17 protein-coding genes are annotated in these 16,530 nt (G+C 73.3%); 8 read left to right on the plus strand and 9 right to left on the minus strand.

The window, feature by feature from the left end:
• Both FK498_RS11250 and FK498_RS19745 read right to left on the minus strand, forming a co-directional pair.
• The coding region (locus tag FK498_RS11250) for a tyrosine-type recombinase/integrase (protein WP_141854577.1) at positions 1–848 on the minus strand (848 nt) is incomplete at its 3' end.
• 11 nt (positions 849–859) lie between these two features.
• The gene (locus FK498_RS19745; protein ID WP_202614824.1) at positions 860–1,000 is read right to left on the minus strand and encodes a hypothetical protein; all 141 of its coding nucleotides are present in this window, start codon (positions 998–1,000) and stop codon (positions 860–862) included.
• 151 nt (positions 1,001–1,151) lie between these two features.
• Between FK498_RS19745 and aroB the strand changes: the two genes are divergently transcribed.
• Both aroB and FK498_RS11260 read left to right on the plus strand, forming a co-directional pair.
• On the plus strand, positions 1,152–2,792 hold the full coding sequence (gene aroB / locus FK498_RS11255; protein WP_141854579.1) for a 3-dehydroquinate synthase: 1,641 nt from the start codon (positions 1,152–1,154) through the stop codon (positions 2,790–2,792).
• Between the two features lie 103 nt (positions 2,793–2,895).
• Positions 2,896–3,507: a DUF2889 domain-containing protein gene (locus FK498_RS11260; RefSeq protein ID WP_141854581.1), complete on the plus strand. Its 612-nt coding sequence runs from the start codon at positions 2,896–2,898 to the stop codon at positions 3,505–3,507.
• Positions 3,508–3,522: 15 nt separating this feature from the next.
• Here FK498_RS11260 and FK498_RS11265 read toward each other — a convergent pair whose 3' ends face one another.
• Positions 3,523–3,861 (minus strand): ribbon-helix-helix domain-containing protein, encoded by a 339-nt coding sequence (locus tag FK498_RS11265; protein ID WP_141854583.1) that lies wholly within the window; start codon positions 3,859–3,861, stop codon positions 3,523–3,525.
• Positions 3,862–3,902: 41 nt separating this feature from the next.
• Positions 3,903–4,226, minus strand: coding sequence for a BolA family transcriptional regulator (locus FK498_RS11270; RefSeq protein WP_141854585.1), 324 nt, complete (start codon positions 4,224–4,226; stop codon positions 3,903–3,905).
• Positions 4,227–4,284: 58 nt separating this feature from the next.
• Between FK498_RS11270 and FK498_RS11275 the strand changes: the two genes are divergently transcribed.
• The 3 genes from FK498_RS11275 (at position 4,285) to cobT (ending at position 7,827) form a co-directional block, all read left to right on the plus strand.
• Entirely contained in the window at positions 4,285–4,857 is a 573-nt protein-coding gene (locus FK498_RS11275; RefSeq protein ID WP_141854588.1) for a J domain-containing protein, read from the plus strand.
• Between the two features lie 93 nt (positions 4,858–4,950).
• Entirely contained in the window at positions 4,951–5,961 is a 1,011-nt protein-coding gene (cobS, locus tag FK498_RS11280; protein WP_141854590.1) for a cobaltochelatase subunit CobS, read from the plus strand.
• Between the two features lie 6 nt (positions 5,962–5,967).
• Entirely contained in the window at positions 5,968–7,827 is a 1,860-nt protein-coding gene (gene cobT, locus FK498_RS11285; protein ID WP_141854592.1) for a cobaltochelatase subunit CobT, read from the plus strand.
• Positions 7,828–8,088: 261 nt separating this feature from the next.
• On the opposite strand, the gene FK498_RS11290 is transcribed toward cobT, so the two are convergent.
• Together FK498_RS11290 and FK498_RS11295 are read right to left on the minus strand one after the other, a co-directional pair.
• Positions 8,089–9,201: an ABC transporter substrate-binding protein gene (locus FK498_RS11290; RefSeq protein WP_161988386.1), complete on the minus strand. Its 1,113-nt coding sequence runs from the start codon at positions 9,199–9,201 to the stop codon at positions 8,089–8,091.
• Between the two features lie 36 nt (positions 9,202–9,237).
• On the minus strand, positions 9,238–10,413 hold the full coding sequence (locus FK498_RS11295; RefSeq protein WP_141854596.1) for a Xaa-Pro peptidase family protein: 1,176 nt from the start codon (positions 10,411–10,413) through the stop codon (positions 9,238–9,240).
• Positions 10,414–10,460: 47 nt separating this feature from the next.
• Between FK498_RS11295 and FK498_RS11300 the strand changes: the two genes are divergently transcribed.
• Positions 10,461–10,916, plus strand: coding sequence for a GNAT family N-acetyltransferase (locus FK498_RS11300; RefSeq protein ID WP_141854598.1), 456 nt, complete (start codon positions 10,461–10,463; stop codon positions 10,914–10,916).
• A 3-nt stretch (positions 10,917–10,919) separates the two neighbouring features.
• Here FK498_RS11300 and FK498_RS11305 read toward each other — a convergent pair whose 3' ends face one another.
• From FK498_RS11305 to FK498_RS11315, 3 genes are all read right to left on the minus strand, one after another.
• Positions 10,920–12,422 carry a RecQ family ATP-dependent DNA helicase gene (locus FK498_RS11305; RefSeq protein ID WP_141854600.1) on the minus strand — a complete coding sequence of 501 codons (1,503 nt, stop codon included), beginning with the start codon at positions 12,420–12,422 and terminating at the stop codon, positions 10,920–10,922.
• Positions 12,419–13,309 carry a 3-hydroxyisobutyrate dehydrogenase gene (mmsB, locus tag FK498_RS11310; RefSeq protein ID WP_141854602.1) on the minus strand — a complete coding sequence of 297 codons (891 nt, stop codon included), beginning with the start codon at positions 13,307–13,309 and terminating at the stop codon, positions 12,419–12,421. Before mmsB ends, FK498_RS11305 begins: the two co-directional genes overlap by 4 nt.
• 114 nt (positions 13,310–13,423) lie before the next feature.
• Positions 13,424–15,013 carry an alkaline phosphatase gene (locus FK498_RS11315; protein ID WP_161988387.1) on the minus strand — a complete coding sequence of 530 codons (1,590 nt, stop codon included), beginning with the start codon at positions 15,011–15,013 and terminating at the stop codon, positions 13,424–13,426.
• Between the two features lie 198 nt (positions 15,014–15,211).
• On the opposite strand from FK498_RS11315, the gene FK498_RS11320 reads away from it, so the two are divergent.
• Both FK498_RS11320 and FK498_RS11325 read left to right on the plus strand, forming a co-directional pair.
• On the plus strand, positions 15,212–16,039 hold the full coding sequence (locus tag FK498_RS11320; protein WP_141854606.1) for a xanthine dehydrogenase family protein subunit M: 828 nt from the start codon (positions 15,212–15,214) through the stop codon (positions 16,037–16,039).
• Positions 16,036–16,530, plus strand: a 495-nt coding sequence (locus FK498_RS11325) for a (2Fe-2S)-binding protein (protein WP_141854608.1), incomplete at its 3' end; no start/stop codon positions are given. The genes FK498_RS11320 and FK498_RS11325, both read left to right, overlap by 4 nt.

Consider the following 16,530-nt stretch of genomic DNA (forward strand, 5'->3'; position numbering starts at 1 on the left):
CCCAACGCGAGCGCATTCCACGCATCATCATCGAGGCCATGAAGACGGGGCAGCCCGTGGTCGCCACACGGATCCGCGCCGCGCGCGAGCAGGTGGGTGGCGAAGGCGTGGCGCAGCACGTGTGGCGAGACGCGCGCGGGATCGATGCCGGCGGCCAGCGCGAGATCCTTCAGGATCTGCGCCAGCCGCTGGCGCGTCAGATGCCCCGCGGCGGCGCGCGAGGGGAACAGCCAGCGCGAGGGCGGCCGGCCGCCGCGCGCGGCGTCCTCGGCGGCAAGCCAGGCCTCGACCGCCGCGCGCGCCGCCTCGCCCACCGGCACCAGCCGGTCCTTGCCCCCCTTGCCCCGCACGACGATCGCCTCCGCGCCGGGCCTGAGCGCCGCGCGCGGCAGGGCGATCAGCTCTGATGCACGCAGCCCCGTCGCGTAGAGGAGTTCGAGCAGCGCCACCGCGCGCAGCCCTTCCCGGCCGGGCAGCCCGCGCGCCGCGGCGATCAGCGCCAGCACCTCCTGTTCCTCAAGCACCCGGGGCAGACGCCGCCCCGGCCGGGCGGCTTCGAGCGTCGCGGTGGGATCGTCCGCGCGCACGCCCTCGCGCAGCAGGAACAGATGGAACTGGCGCAGCGCCGCGCGCCGACGCGCCGCCGTGCGCGCGGACAGCCCCGCCGCGTGCAGGCCGGAAAGATAGCGCCTGATCAGCGCCGCGTCGGCCGCATCCGGGGCGCAGCCGGCGGTGGCGCAGAACGCGGCGAAGTCGGCGAGATCGGCCGCATAGGCCGCGATGGTGTTGCGCGCCGCGCCGCGCTCGGCGCTCATCATCTCGAGGAACGCCTCGATGCGCGGGTTCATCCTGCCACCCGTCAGCGCGGCGCGAAGCGCTCGACCGGCAGGAGACGCTCCACCGCCTGCTGGCGCGGCTCCGGCGGGAAGAGGCCGATCCAGACCGCGCCGGCGGCGGCGATCGCGACCAGGACCAGGATCAGGACCATCGTGAAGCGCACGTGAGGCTCTCCGTCGCACGGGGGTGGTGCGGCCGGTGGCGCGGCCGGTGCGGCGTGCTAGCGTGGCGGCAAGCTCATGGCGCCAGCACAGTTCGCACCCGACTCGCCCATCGTCCAGTCTAGCCGCCACGCCGCACCGGGCGAAACCCGCATGCCGCCGTGGGAGGGCCGGCCGATCGTGCTCGTCGGTCTGATGGGCGCGGGCAAGACCTCGATCGGCCGGCGGCTTGCCGCCAGGCTGGGCCTGCCCTTCGTCGACGCCGACCACGAGATCGAGGCGGCGGCGGGGATGTCGGTCGCCGAGATCTTCGCCCGTCTCGGCGAGCCCGCCTTCCGCGCCGGCGAGCGCAAGGTGATCGCGCGCCTGCTCGCTGGCCCGCCGGTGGTGCTGGCCACGGGGGGTGGCGCCTTCGTCGATCCCGAGACGCGCGCGGCGATCCGCGCCCGCGCGCTCTCGGTCTGGCTCAAGGTCGACCTGCCGGTCCTGGTGCGGCGCGTGTCGCACCGCACCGACCGGCCGCTGCTCGCCCGGGGCGACCCGGCGACGATCCTCGCCGACCTCGCCGCCAAGCGTGACCCGTTCTACGCCGAAGCCGACGTGATCGTCGCCTGCCGCGACGAGCCGCCGGAGCAGACCACCACGCGGGTGCTGAACGCGATGCTGGCGTATCGCGCGCCGCTGCGGGTGCCGGTGCACCTGGCCGAGCGGAGCTACGAGATTCTCGTCGGCGCGGGCCTGCTCGACCGCGCCGGCGCGCTCGCCGTGCCGGTGATGCCGCGCCGGCGCGCCGTGATCATCGCCGATTCGGCCGTGCACGCGCTGCACGGCGCGCGCCTCGAGGCGGCCCTCGCCGCGACCGGCATCGAGGGACGCACGATCCCGGTTCCCCCCGGCGAGGGCTCCAAGGGCTTCCCGACGCTCACCGAGGTGATCGGGCGGATGCTCGCGGGCGGGATCGACCGCAGGACCACGGTGTTCGCCCTCGGCGGCGGCGTGGTGGGCGATCTCGCCGGCTTCGCCGCGGCGATCGCGCTGCGCGGCCTGCCTTTCGTGCAGGTGCCGACCACGCTGCTCGCCCAGGTGGATTCCTCGGTCGGCGGCAAGACCGGCATCAACACGGAGCACGGCAAGAACCTGGTCGGCGCGTTCCACCAGCCGCGTCTCGTGCTGTGCGACACCGCCACGCTCGCCACCCTGCCGCCGCGCGAGCTGCGCGCCGGCTACGCCGAGGTGGTGAAGTACGGGCTGATCGACGATCCCGCGTTCTTCGCCTGGTGCGAGGCCCACGGCGCCGCCCTGCTGGCCGGCGATGCGGAGCTCCAGGCCGAGGCGGTGGCGCGCGCCTGCCGCGCCAAGGCCCGCGTGGTCGAGGACGACGAGCGCGAGGAGAAGCCCGAGGGCGGCCGGGCGCTGCTCAATCTCGGCCATACCTTCGCCCACGCGCTGGAGGCCGAGGCGGGCTATGACGGCCGGACCCTGCTGCATGGGGAGGCGGTGGCGATCGGCATGGCCCTGGCGTTCCGCTTCTCGGTCCGGCTCGGGCTGTGCGAGGCGGAGGAGGCCGAGCGGGTCGCCGCCCATCTCGCCGCCGCGGGGCTCGCCACCTCGCTTCGCGAGACCAACCGGCGCTGGCCGGCCGAACGGCTGATCGGCCACATGCGCAGGGACAAGAAGGCCGAAGCAGGCTCGCTCGCCTTCATCCTCGTCCGCGGCATCGGCCAGGCCTTCGTCAGCCGCGACGTCCCGGAAGCCGAGCTGCGCGCCTTCCTGGCCGAGGAGGGCGCGGTCTGACCGGCCCGGCGCGACCGAGCCCTGCTCGGCGCGAACTGGTCCCCGCGCGCGGGCGATGCCATATCGGGCCTGCCGTGCCGCCTGCCACGCCGGAGACCGCCCGATGCCCCTGAGCCCGCCCGCCGAGCGCGAGAAGCTGCACGAGCGCACCATCGTGCTGGAGGGCTTCCGGCGTGCGGACGGGCTGTTCGACATCGAGGCGCGGCTGACCGACACCAAGACCTACGCCTTCGCGAACGAGGACCGCGGCGAGGTGCGCCCGGGCGAGCCGCTGCACGGGATGCTGATGCGCCTGACCATCGATGCGGAGATGACGGTGGTCGCCTGCGAGGCCGTGACCGAGCACGGCCCCTATGCGATCTGCCCGGCGATCACGCCGAACTTCGCCGCCCTCGCGGGGCTCAGGATCGGTCCGGGCTGGATGCGCGCGGTGAAGGAGCGGGTCGGCGGGGTGAAGGGCTGCACCCACCTCGTCGAACTGCTGGGCCCGATGGCGACGGTGGCGTTCCAGACCACGGTGGTGCTGCGGCGGAACCGGCCCGCGGATCCGGCGAAGCCGCCTGCGCTCCTGAACACCTGCCACGCCTATGCGGCGGACGGGCCGATCGTGGCGCGGCGCTGGCCGCAATTCGCCAAGCCCCGCGGCGAGGCGGCCGCAGGCGATGCCGGGACGGATGCGGTGCTGGAGACGGCCGGGCGGCGCACACGCCTCTGACCCGGCCACGCCGGATCAGTCGGCGCCGTAGGCGGCGAGCGCGGGGCGTGCCTCAAGTCCGGCGTGGCCGTTGGAAGGGCGGACGGGCTGTGCAGCGCCTGCGCCGTGCCCGGCGGCGGCGTGGCCCTCCTCGGTCGCGGCGGCGCGGAAGTACTGCACGATGAAGACCCGCATCGCCGAGGTGCGCCCGCCGGACAGGCCGGAGCGCTCCAGCCTGCGGCAGAGTTCGCTCGGCGAGGTGCGCTCGCGCCGGCAGATCTCGGCCAGCGCGTCCCACAGCTCCGGCTCCAGCCGCATGCTGGTGCGGCCGCGCTCGGCGACGATGTTGCGGTTGACGAGTGTGCTTCGCGGCATGGAACCGACCCTCCGTGGGTCGGCAGGATGCCGCGCAAACTTTAATGCGCGGTTGAGGCCCCTCCCCCCGCCACGCCGGTCCCCGCCGCCGCCTCCTCCGGGCTCTTCAGCGTCAGGCTGAGCGCATGCAGCCCGGTTGCGAACTCGGCCGCAAGGGCCGTGTGCACCGCGCGCGACCGCGCCAGCCGGCCCATCCCGGTGAAGCGCGGCGAGACCAGGACGACCGCGTAGTGCGTCTCGCCCCTTCCGTCCGGGTTGCCGGCGTGGCCGGCATGGCGCGCGCTCTCGTCCTCGACCGTCAACCGCACGGGCAGGAACTCCCGCTCCAGGATCGCCCGGATGCGCTGTGCGCGCGTCGCCGTCATGCCTCCGCCTCCGTTCCGTCCGCTTGCGTGGTCCCGAGCACGTCGCCATAAGCAGGTGATGCGCAACGGCACGGTCCGCGCACGACGCTTCACCGCCCAGGCGGCTGCCGAGGCCGCCGCTGCCGGCCGAAGCTGCGACCACCCCGGCTGCACCGGGCTCGGCGCCTTCCGCGCGCCGAAATCGCGCCGGCGGCTGACCGAATACTGGTGGTTCTGCCTCGACCATGTGCGCGAGTACAACCGCGCCTGGGACTACTACAAGGGGATGACGCCGGGCGAGATCGAGGCCGAGATGCGGCGCGACACCACCTGGCAACGTCCTTCCTGGCCGCTCGGCACTCTCGGCCTCGCTGCCGACCGGCTGGCCGATCCGCTCGGCCTCATCGCGCGCCGGCGGCCGCGCCGCGCGCCGGCGCGCGACGAGGCACCGCCCGAGCTGCGCGAGCCCCTGGTCGCGCTCGGCCTCGTCTGGCCGGTCACGCGCGAGGACGTGAAGCTGCGCTACAAGGCGCTGGTGAAGCTGCATCATCCCGACGCGCATGGCGGCGACAAGGCCGCGGAGGAGCGCTTCAAGACGATCAGCGCCGCCTATGCGGCGCTGGTCCGCGTCCTCGCCGCGCGCGAGGCCTGAACCGCGCGCGGCCCCGGGACCGCGCCGCGCGCCCTTCGCAACTGCGGCGCCGGGGCCTAATATCCGGCGGCAACGGAAAGGCCGGACAAAAGCATGAACAAAGTGACCCACTTGGCCGACGCGAGGCCCACCTCGGCGATCGATCTGCCCGACATCCGCATCCGCGTGGACCAGACCTTCGGCTTCCCCTCGGAGATGGAGGTCCCGGCCTTCAGCGTGCGCACCGAGCACGTGCCCGACATCGACGAGGCCTACCGCTTCGACCGCGAGACCACCCTCGCGATCCTCGCCGGCTTCGCACACAACCGCCGCGTGATGATCCAGGGCTATCACGGCACCGGCAAGTCCACGCATATCGAGCAGGTCGCCGCGCGGCTGAACTGGCCCTGCATCCGCGTTAACCTCGACAGCCACATCAGCCGGATCGACCTGATCGGCAAGGACGCGATCGTGCTGCGCGACGGCAAGCAGGTGACCGAATTCCGCGAGGGCATCCTGCCCTGGGCGCTCCAACACCCCTGCGCGCTGGTGTTCGACGAGTACGATGCAGGCCGCCCCGACGTGATGTTCGTGATCCAGCGCGTGCTCGAGGTCGAGGGCAAGCTCACGCTGCTCGACCAGAACCGCGTGATCCGGCCGCACCCGGCGTTCCGGCTGTTCTCCACCGCCAACACGGTGGGGCTGGGCGACACCACCGGGCTCTACCACGGCACGCAGCAGATCAACCAGGGTCAGATGGACCGCTGGAACATCGTCGCCACGCTGAACTACCTGCCGCACGAGCAGGAGACCGACATCGTCGCGGCGAAGCTCGGCATCGATCCGGCGGATGCCGCGGCGAAGAAGCGCATCGCGGCGATGGTGGCGCTGGCCGACCTCACCCGCGCGGGCTTCATCAACGGCGACATCTCCACCGTGATGTCCCCCCGCACCGTGATCACCTGGGCCGAGAACGCGAAGATCTTCGGCGATGTCGCCTTCGCCTTCCGCGTCACCTTCCTCAACAAGTGCGACGAGGCGGAGCGCGCGACGGTGGCCGAATACTACCAGCGCTGCTTCAACGAGGAGCTGCCGACGGGCCTCGGCACCCGTCGCGCCGCCTGAGGCGCGATGACGCGCGAGAGCGCCCGGTCGGAGGAGTTCCGCCGCGCCACCGCCGGTGTGCTGCGTTCCATCGCGCATCGCGGCGACGTGGACGTGGCCTTCGCCCCGGGCCCGCCCGGGGTCGCCGGCAAGCGCGCGCGGCTGCCCGTCCCCTCGCGCGCCCTGCCGCCCGCCGAGATGACCAGGCTGCGCGGCGCGGCCGACGCGATGGCGCTCCGTCTCGCCTTCCACGACGACGCGGTGCATGCGAAGCGCGCGCCGGCGCGGCGCGAGGCGCGCGAGATCTACGACCTCCTGGAGCAGGCGCGGGTCGAGGCGTTGGGCTCGCGCCGGATGCCCGGGGTCGCCGCGAATCTGCGCGCGCGCCTGGCCGAGGAGTGCGAGGCCGAGGGGTATGACCGGATGGTGCGGCGCGAGCAGCTGCCGCTCGCCAAGGCGATCGAGCTCCTCGCGCGCGAGCGCCTGACCGGCGAGCCGCCGCCCGAGACCGCACGCGCCATCCTCGACGCCTGGCGCCCGCATCTCGGGGGCAAGGTCGAGGCGGCGCTTGACTCGCTCGCCCGCGCGGCCGACGACCAGGACGCCTTCGCGCGCGCGGCTCGCCGCCTGCTCGCCGCCCTCGATCTCGCCCAGGACGAGGCCGAGGCCGAGAGCGAGTCCGACCAGGAGGAGGAGGGCGAGCAGGAGGGGGGCGAGAGCGAGGAGCAGGAGAGTGCCGGCAGCGCCGCCGAGGCGGAGTCCATGCCCGGGGCGCGCCAGGAGGAGGCCGACGGTCAGGCCGAGACGGTGGACGCGGCCGAACAGCAGCAGGAGGAGGGGGCGGCCGCGGACGGCGACGACCGCCCGGCGGGGCCGCAGACGCGGCGCGACCAGCCGGTCGATCCGAACGCGATCCGCTACGAGGCTTTCACGCGCCAGTTCGACGAGGAGGTCGAGGCGGCGGATCTCTGCGACCCCGACGAGCTCGTCCGGCTCAGGGGCCAGCTCGACCAGCAGCTCCAGCACCTGCAGGGCGTGGTCGCGAAGCTCGCCAACCGGCTGCAGCGGCGGCTGATGGCGCAGCAGTCGCGCTCCTGGGAGTTCGACCTCGAGGAGGGGCTGCTGGACGTCTCGCGCCTCGCCCGCGTGGTCGCCAACCCCATGCACTCGCTCTCCTACAAGCGCGAGCGCGACACGCAGTTCCGCGACACCGTGGTGACGCTGCTGATCGACAACTCCGGCTCGATGCGCGGCCGCCCCATCACGGTGGCGGCGATGAGCGCCGACATCCTCGCCCGCACGCTCGAGCGCTGCGGCGTCAAGGTCGAGATCCTCGGCTTCACCACGCGCGCCTGGAAGGGAGGGCAGAGCCGCGAGCGCTGGGTGCAGGAGGGCAAGCGGCGCAATCCCGGACGGCTGAACGACCTGCGCCACATCATCTACAAATCGGCGGACGCGCCCTGGCGACGCGCGCGCAAGAACCTGGGCCTGATGCTGCGCGAGGGGCTGCTCAAGGAGAACATCGACGGCGAGGCGCTGGAATGGGCCTATCGCCGCCTTCTTGCCCGGCCCGAGCACCGCAAGATCCTGATGGTGATCTCGGACGGCGCGCCCGTGGACGACTCGACGCTGTCGGTCAATCCCGGCAACTACCTGGAACGCCACCTGCGCGACGTGATCCGCCGCGTCGACCGCGAGGGGCTGATCGAGGTGACCGCGATCGGCATCGGCCACGACGTCACGCGCTACTACCGCCGCGCGGTGACGATCGTCGATGCCGAGGAGCTGGGCGGGACGATGATGAAGAAGCTCGCCGAGCTGTTCGACGAGGATGGGGCCGAGGCGTGGCACCGCGCCGCGGCCGAGCGCGCTGCCCTCGTCGCCTGATCCGCGTCCCGGCCGGTGGCCAGCCCGCCGACGGCCATCGCCGTTCGGCCGGCAACCGCGACGATGGCGGCCGCGGCATGTCGCGGCCGGAGACGGTTCCGGCCTGTCGGGACCGGCTCCGCGCTTTTGCGGCGCGCACTTCACCCGATCAGGCATGTCCGGTCGATCGGGAGCCGCTCCGGCACCGACGCGCCCGGCGTCAGGTCATGCTCCGATGGCCGCGCCGGCTGCGCGAGGCGCCCCTCACCGAAACGGGGACGCTCAGGACGCAATCACCTCGTTGAACCGTTCCACCACCGTTGCGTAGTGATCGGCGTACCAGGCCTCGTCGGTCAGCACCTGGCGGGCGAGATTGGCCGGATCGGTGGGGTTGTGCGGCACGAGCTCGGGTGGCACGAGCGGTGCCGCCGCCGGATTCGCCGGCCCCGTGCCGAGGAGCTTCAGCAGCGCGATCTGCCGCTCGGGGATGATCGTGCTGTTGACGAAACGCATCGCCCAGTCCCGCCCCGCCGGCGGGTTCTTCGGCACGTTCCAGACGCCGGCATGAACCAGGCCCTGGTCCCAGCGGTAGCGGATGCGCCCGCGCGTCTCCTCGCCGAGCAGCCGGGCGCGCGTCGACCAGATCGCGCCCGCGGTCACCTCGCCCGTGCGCAGCAGGTCCTGGCTCTGCGCGCCGGAGGTCCACCAGATCACCTTGCCGCGCAGCTCGCGCACCTTGGCGAGCGCGCGCTCGACATCGATCGGGAAGACTCGCTCGGGCGGGACGCCGTCCGCCATCAGCGCCGCCTCGAGCACCGCGTGCATCGAACGGCGCAGCGTGCGCATGCCGGGGAAGCGGGCGAAGTCCCAGAACTCGGCCCAGTTGCGCGGCCCCTCGCCGAGCCTGGCGGAATCCCAGGCGATCACCGTCGAGTAGGCCGAGGTGCCGGTGCACCACTCGAGCGCGAAGGCCTCCGGGATGCTGCGGCGATCGATGATGGTGTAGTCCATCCGCTCCAGCAGTCCTGCCCGGCCGAGGATGAAGCTCGTGCCGGCGCCGCTGTCGCAGACGTCCCACACCGTCCGTCCGCTCTCCACCATCGCGCGGATGCGCGCGAGGCTTGGCCCCGAGGAGTCCACCGAGACCTTAACGCCGGTGTCCGCCTCGAATGGCTTGCCGAAGGCCTCTTCCATCGCGCGCACGGCATCCCCGCCCCAGTTTGCAAGGACGAGCTCGCGCGGCCGCGCCGCCTGCGCCTCCGCCCCGCCTGCCAGCGCCGCCGCGCCCGCCAGCACCGAGAGTGCCGCCAGGGCGTCGCGCCGGCTGACCTGTCCGCGCCGGATCCGAGCCGCCGCCACCTGCCACGCATCACCCCAGAAGACCTCGTCGACCATGACGCCACCCCGTTCGGTTGCCCTGGCGTGACCTTGTCACAGGAAGGGGGCGACCGTAAGCCGTTCCGCCCCCGTCGGGGTGATCAGGATGGTGTCTCCCGCGCCGAAGGCGAGACCGGTTTCGGCATCGCCGAGCATCGCATGCGGGAACAGCACCATCCCCGGTTCGATCGGCCAAGGATTGCCGGCATGGATCATCGGCGGCACATCCATCCAGGAGGGACGAAAGGTCGCGCCGAGCGGATAGCCGCAGGCGGCGAAGCGCGCGTGCGTGTAGCCCGCCGCATCCAGCACACGGCGATGCGCCTCGCCGATCGCGCCGATCGGTGCGCCCGGCCGGGCGGCGTCCACCATCGCGTCCATCGCCCGCGCCACGGTCTCAGCCATGCGGCGCTGCGCGGCCGGCGGCTCGCCGAGCAGGATCGTGCGCTCGATGCAGGCGTTGTAGCGGTGCAGCGTGGCGGCGAACTCCACCACCACCTGGTCGCGCGGCTCGAGCCGCCGCGGCCCGGCGACGCCGCGTCCGTATATCGCCCGCCGGCCGCTGTTCACGAGCGGCCCGGCCGGCGGCATGTCGCCCCCGCCTTCGAGGATGGTCGCGAGGCACCGCGCCGTCAGCACGCTGTCCAGGATGCCGGGCGCGGCCGCCGCGCGCATCGCCGCGACCGCCGCGTCTGCGAGCGCTGCCGCACGCCGGATCACGGCGACCTCGGACGCCGACTTCACGAGGCGCATCCGGCGGATCAGGTGATCAGCGTCGATCAGCGTGCAGAAGCCATCCAGTGCGATGTCGACCGCCCGCCCGTTCGCTGCGGTGAGCCCGTAGGTCGCGCGTTCGATGCCGATGCGCGCACCCGCAAGGCCCTTCTCGGCGAGGATCGCGCGCAGTTCCGCCGCAGGGGCCGCGTCCACCGCGTCGTACCAGACGCGGATGTCGGGATAGAGCGAGGTGTCGCGCGCCTGGGCGAGGTCGGGCCGGCGCGTCAGCAGTGTCAGATCGCCCTGGACGGGAACGATGCCGCACTGGAAGAACACATAGCCGCCGGTATCCAGGCCTGTGGCCCAGTAGTGGCTCTCGGGCGCGAAGACGAGCAGGGCGTCGAGCCCCTCCGCGCCGATCCGTACCCGCAGGCGGGCAAGGCGGTCGCGCAGCTCGTCGGCGCCGACATGGGCGGGGCGGGGATCGGCAGGTCCCGCGAATCGATCGTGCATGCTGTCCTCGCGTCCGGAAGGGCGGGTATGGTCGCGGAGGAGGCGCCATGGCGGAAGGGGTGACGGTGCGCGAGGGCCGCGCCGAGGACACGCAGGCGCTCACGACGCTGCTCGCGCAGCTCTTCGCGATCGAGGCGGATTTCGCCATCGATCCGGCGGTGCAGACGCGCGGGCTGCGGCTGCTCGGCACGCGGCCGGACGCGGTGATCCTGGTCGCCGAGGCCGAGGGCCGCGTCGTCGGCATGTGCACGGTGCAGCTCACCGCCAGCACGGCCCGCGGCGGATTGTCCGCCGGCATCGAGGACGTGGTGGTGGATCAGGTCTGGCGCGGTCGCGGCGTCGGCCGTGCCCTGCTCGTCGCCGCCGAGGCCTGGGCGCGTGGACGCGGCGCGGTGCGGCTCGCCCTGCTGGCGGACGAGACCAACCTGCCCGCGCTCGACTTCTACGACCGGCTCGGCTTCGCCCGCACGCGTCTCGTCTGGCTTGCCAAGGCGCTCGACTGACGCTCACCGCGCGGCACGCACCACCTCCAGCACCGCCGGTCCGAAATCCGCGAGTTTCTTCGCGCCCACCCCCGGCAGCGCGCCGAGCGCATCGAGGGTCGCGGGTCGCGCTGCCGCGATCGCGGCCAGCGTGGCGTCGTGGAACACGACATAGGCGGGCACGCGCCGGGCGCGCGCGAGCTCGAGCCTGAGCCGCTTCAGCGCCGCGAGCAGCTCGGGATCGGGCGCACGCGGCGCCGGTCCGGGCGCAGTCACGCGCGCCGGCGCGCCCGGCGCGATCGCGCCGAGCGCCGCATCGCACACGTCGCAGGCGCCGCAGGGGTCGATCGCCTCGCCGAAATGACGCAGCAGGAACTGGCGGCGGCAGGAGGCCGTCTCGGCGTAGTCGACCAGGCGCTTGAGCCGCGCGTGCTCGAGGCGCTTGCGCTCCTCGGGGGCGCCCGAGCCGTCGATCATGCGCCGGCGCGCCATCACGTCGTTCCAGCCGAACAGCATGGTCGCGACCGAGGGCAGGCCGTCGCGGCCCGCCCGGCCGATCTCCTGGTAGTAGGCCTCGAGCCCGGCGGGCAGGGCGGCGTGGACGACGAAGCGCACATCCGGCTTGTCGATGCCCATGCCGAAGGCGACGGTCGCGACCGGAACCGCACCCGGCTCGGTGAGGAAGCGGTCGAGCGCGGCGCGGCGCGCCTCCGCGTCCATCCCCGCGTGGTAGGGGAAGGCGTTGATCCCGGCGGCCGAGAGTCGTGCGGCCAGACGCTCGGTCTCGGCGCGCGAGAGGCAGTAGACGATCCCGCTCTCGCCGCCGCCGGCGCGGACCAGCCCGAGGATCTGCTCGTCCACCGCTCCCTTGCGCTTGCGGATCACCGAGAGCGCGATGTTGGGCCGGTCGAACCCGGCGACGAACGCCGCATGATCGGGACGCAAAAGCACGCGCGCGATCTCGGCGCGCGTCGCGCGGTCCGCGGTGGCGGTGAAGGCGCCGATCGGCACGCCGGGGAAGCGCTCCTTCAGGCAGCCGAGGGCGAGGTACTCGGGTCGGAAGTCGTGCCCCCACTGGCTGACGCAATGCGCCTCGTCCACCACCAGCAGTGCGAGCTTCAGCCGCGCCAGCGCCTCCAGCATGCGCGCATCGGTCAGCCGCTCCGGGCTCATGTAGAGCAGGTCGAGCGCACCGCGCGCGGCCGCCTTCCAGGCGGCGACGTTCTCCTCGCGCGACCGGTTCGAGTTCACCGTGTCGGCGGCGATCCCGTTCGCCTGCAGCCGCTGCACCTGGTCCTGCATCAGCGCGATCAGCGGGCTCACCACGACCGCGAGCCCCTCGCGGGCGAGCGCGGGCAGCTGGTAGCAGAGGCTCTTGCCCGCGCCCGTCGGCATCACGGCGAGCACGTCGCGGCCCCCGTTCAGCGCGCGCGCGACCTGCTCCTGGCCCGGCCGGAACGAGTCGAAACAAAAATGACGTCGCAGCGCCGCCGCGAGCGGATCCGAGAGCGCGCCGGCGTCGCTCACGCCCCGCCGCGGATCATGCGGATGATCCCCGAGAAGTCGACCGTCGCCCCGCTGCCCTCGACGAAGCGGCGGTAGAGTTCGGCGGCATGCCGGCCGAGCTCGGTCTCGGCGCCGGAAGCGCGCGCCGCCTCCTGCGCCAGATCGAGATCCTTCAGCATCATCTGCGCGGTGAAGCCGGGCGCGTAGCCGCGGTTCGCCGGGCTCGCGGGCACCGGGCCTGGCACCGGACAGTAGCTGGTCAGGCTCCAGCACTGGCCGGAGGACTTCGAGGCGATGTCGAACAGCGCCTGGCGGTCGAGGCCGAGCCTCTCGGCGAGCACGAAGGCCTCGCACACTGCGATCATCGAGATGCCGAGGATCATGTTGTTGCAGATCTTCGCCGCCTGGCCCGCACCCGCCTCGCCGGCACGGACCACCGCCTTGCCCATCGCCTGGAGGATCGGGCGCGCGCGGGCCACCTCCGCCTCCGCGCCGCCGACCATGAAGGTGAGGGTCGCGGCCTCGGCCCCGCCCACGCCGCCCGAGACCGGCGCATCGATCATCGCAAGCCCGCCCTCGTGCGCAAGCGCGGCCATCTCGCGCGCGGTGGCAACGTCGATCGTCGAGCAGTCGATCAGCAGCGTGCCGCGGGCGGCGGCCTCGATCAGCCCGCCCGGCCCGCCATAGACCGCACGCACCTCGCGCCCCGACGGCAGCATGGTGATGATCGCCTCGGCACCCTCGGCAACGCCGGCGGGCGTCTCGGCGGCGGCCGCTCCTTCGGCCACCAGTCGGCCGGTGCGGTCGGGGAAGACGTCGAACACGCGCAGCTCGTGTCCGGCGCGCACCAAGTTGCGGGCCATCGGCGCGCCCATGTTGCCGAGCCCGATGAAGCCGATGCGCGCCATGCGTCCCCCGCCCTGGTCCCTCGCCCGTCGCCGCCGCGACCGCGCTGTTCTCGGCAGGGGGCCTGCGGACGTCAAGCCCGGGGGCGGAGGCGCACCGCCCCCGCGCGAGGGGCGTCACGATGCGACCAGCTTGGCCTCTCCGGCCGGCACGGCGAAGGTCGCCCGCGTCTCGAGCGGCGCGCCCGGGCGCGAGACGTAGGGCACGACCTTGAACGACGCCGTCAGCCGCTCCGCCGTCGCCTCGTGCAGCGTGTAGCCGCGGCGGTTGTTGAAGAAGCGGATATGCGGGTTGTTGCGCAGCACCTGGGGGGTGTTCGGCAGCGTCTCCGACCCGTCGCCATTCGAGCTGATGGAGGTGGCGATGAACTCGGTCGCGACCGTCGGGCTCGCGTCATCCTCCGCATCAAGCTTCACCTCGCCGGCCCAGGCGTTGTGCACGTCGCCCGTCAGCACCACCACGTTCCTCACGCCGCGATCGTGGATGAAGCGCGTCAGCCGCGCGCGCGCATCCGCATAGGCGTCCCACTTGTCCATGCTGAAGGCGAAGTCGGGTCCCTCCCCGAAGCGGCGCGGCATCACGCTGACCTGCTGGGCGAGCACCGACCAGGTGCTGCCGCCCTCGGCGAGGCCCTGCATCAGCCAGCGCTCCTGCGCGGCACCCAGGATCTGCGAACCCGGGCGCAGCCGGTCCGCGCAGCCCGCCTTCACGCCATCGCCGCAGGGCTGGTCGTCGCGGAAGGCGCGCGTGTCGAGCGCGTGGAGCGTCAGGAGCCGGCCGTAGCGCAGGCGGCGATAGGCGGTGATCTCCGGCCCGCGCGGCAGCTGGGCGCGCCGCACCGGCATGGCCTCGTACCAGGCGTGCAGCGCCATCTGCTTGCGCAGCGCGAAGATCTCGGGCGGCACGGCGACGGGGAAGGTCGCACTGCCGTCCTCCTCGCTGATCATGCCCGCCCAGTTGTTGTCCACCTCGTGGTCGTCGAAGGTGACGACGAAGGGATGGGCGGCGTGTGCGGCGGCGAGATCGGCGTCGAGCTTGTAGAGCGCGTAGCGGTTCCGGTAGTCGGTCAGCGAGTGGGTCTCGTCGCCGGTGATCTCGCGCACGATCGGCTGCGGGCCGCGGCGGTTGCGGTATTCGTACATGTAGTCGCCGTAGTGGAAGACGACGTCGAGTTCCTCGGCGGCGAGATGGGCGTAGGCGGTGAAGTAGCCGTCCTCGTAGCGCTGGCAGCCGACATTGGCGAAGCGGATGCGTGGCGGCATCGCGTCCGGTGCGGGTGCGGTGCGCGTGCGGCCCGTCGGGCTCACCTCGGCGCCGGCACGGAAGCGATACCAGTACGGCCGCGCGGGCGCGAGCCCGCCCACCTCGACATGCACCGCATGGCCGAGTTCGGGGCGAGCCAGTGCGGTGCCGCGCGCGACGATCGTGCGGAAACGCTCGTCCTCGGCCACCTCCCACGACACTTCCACCGCCCGCGCGGGCATTCCGCCGCCCGCGAGCGGATCGGGTGCGAGGCGGGTCCAGAGCACCACGCCGTCGGGCCAGGGATCGCCCGAGGCGACGCCGAGGCGGAACGGGTAGGCGTGGAAGATCGGCTGGGCGAGCGCGCGCTCCGGGCGGAGCGCGGCGAAGGCCGCAAGCCCTGCGGCGGCGCGTGCGAAGCCGCGGCGGGTCAGCATCTCGATGCCGTTGCGGATTGCGGTCATGGTGGTCGCTCCTTCCATCCTGGCCGGCCGCCAGTGTCGCGGCGGCAGTTTGCCGCGGCGTGACGGCGGCATGATCCTTCGGTTGCAGCCGGCACCGCCCGCGCGCTTGACTCGGGAGGGAGCGCGCGGCACCGTTTGTGTACAAATGATCTGTCCGGCGCCTCCGGCGCCGGGCCGAAGGGGGCAGGAGGGGTCCGCGTGACGGGATATCTGCGTCCGGCCACGCTCGACGAGGCGGTCGCCGCGCTCGCCGCCGGCCCGCGCACCCCGATCGCCGGCGGCACCGACGTCTATCCCGCGCGCATCGTCGCGGCACCTGACGAGGATCTGCTCGACCTCACGGCCATCGCGGCCCTGCGCGGGATCACCGCGGATGCGGCGGGCTGGCGTTTCGGCGCCGCCACCACCTGGACGGATGTGATCGAGGCCGCGCTGCCGCCGCTGTTCGACGGGCTCAAGGCGGCCGCGCGCGAGGTCGGCGGGGTGCAGATCCAGAATGCCGGCACGCTGGGGGGCAATCTCTGCAACGCGAGCCCCGCCGCCGACGGCGCGCCGAACTGGCTCGCCCTCGATGCCGAGGTCGAGCTGGCGAGTGCGGCCGGCACGCGCCTGCTGCCGGTGTGCGACTTCCTGCTCGGCAATCGCCGCACCGCGCGCCGGCCGGACGAGATCCTGACCGCGATCCGCGTCCCCCGGCCCGAGGGCCGGGCGCGCGGCGTGTTCCTGAAGCTCGGCGCGCGGCGCTATCTGGTCATCAGCATCGTCTCGGTGGCCGCCGCCGCGCAGTTCGAGGCGGATGGACGGATCGCGTCGGCGCGGATTGCCGTCGGTGCGTGCAGTCCGGTGCCGGTGCGCCTTCCCGCGCTCGAGGCGCGGCTCGTGGGCAGGCGTGCCGATCCGGCGCTCGCCGAGCCCGCCGACCTCGCGCCGCTCGCGCCGATCGACGACGTGCGCGGCACCGCCTCCTATCGTCGCGACGCCGCGCTGACGCTGGTGCGGCGCGCGCTGGCCGAGCTCGCGCGATGAGATCGCCGGCCACACGCCATCGTTTCGTGGTGAACGGCCGCGCCGTCGAGGTGCACGTCGCATCCGAGACGCGGCTCGCCGACGTACTGCGCGACACGCTCGGGCTGACGGGCACCAAGATCGGCTGCAACGCCGGCGACTGCGGCGCCTGCACCGTGCTGCTCGACGGACGTCAGGTCTGCGCCTGTCTCGTGCCGGCCGCGCAGGTCGAGGGCCGCGCGGTCGAGACGGTGGAGGGGCTCGCGCGCGACGGCCGGCTTGCCGCGCTGCAGCGGGCCTTCCTCGACCATGGTGCGGCGCAGTGCGGCATCTGCACGCCCGGGATGCTGATGGCGGCTTCGGATCTGCTCGCGCGCATCCCGCGCCCGAGCGAGGCCGAGGTGCTGGACGGGCTCGCCGGCGTGCTCTGCCGCTGCACCGGCTACCGCAAGATCGTCGAGGCGGTGCTGGCCGCCGCGCGCGGCGCGCCCGCGACGCCCGAGGCGCCGGCC

The organism is Elioraea sp. Yellowstone, from assembly GCF_006704265.1.
In the GTDB taxonomy this organism is placed as follows: domain Bacteria; phylum Pseudomonadota; class Alphaproteobacteria; order Acetobacterales; family Acetobacteraceae; genus Elioraea.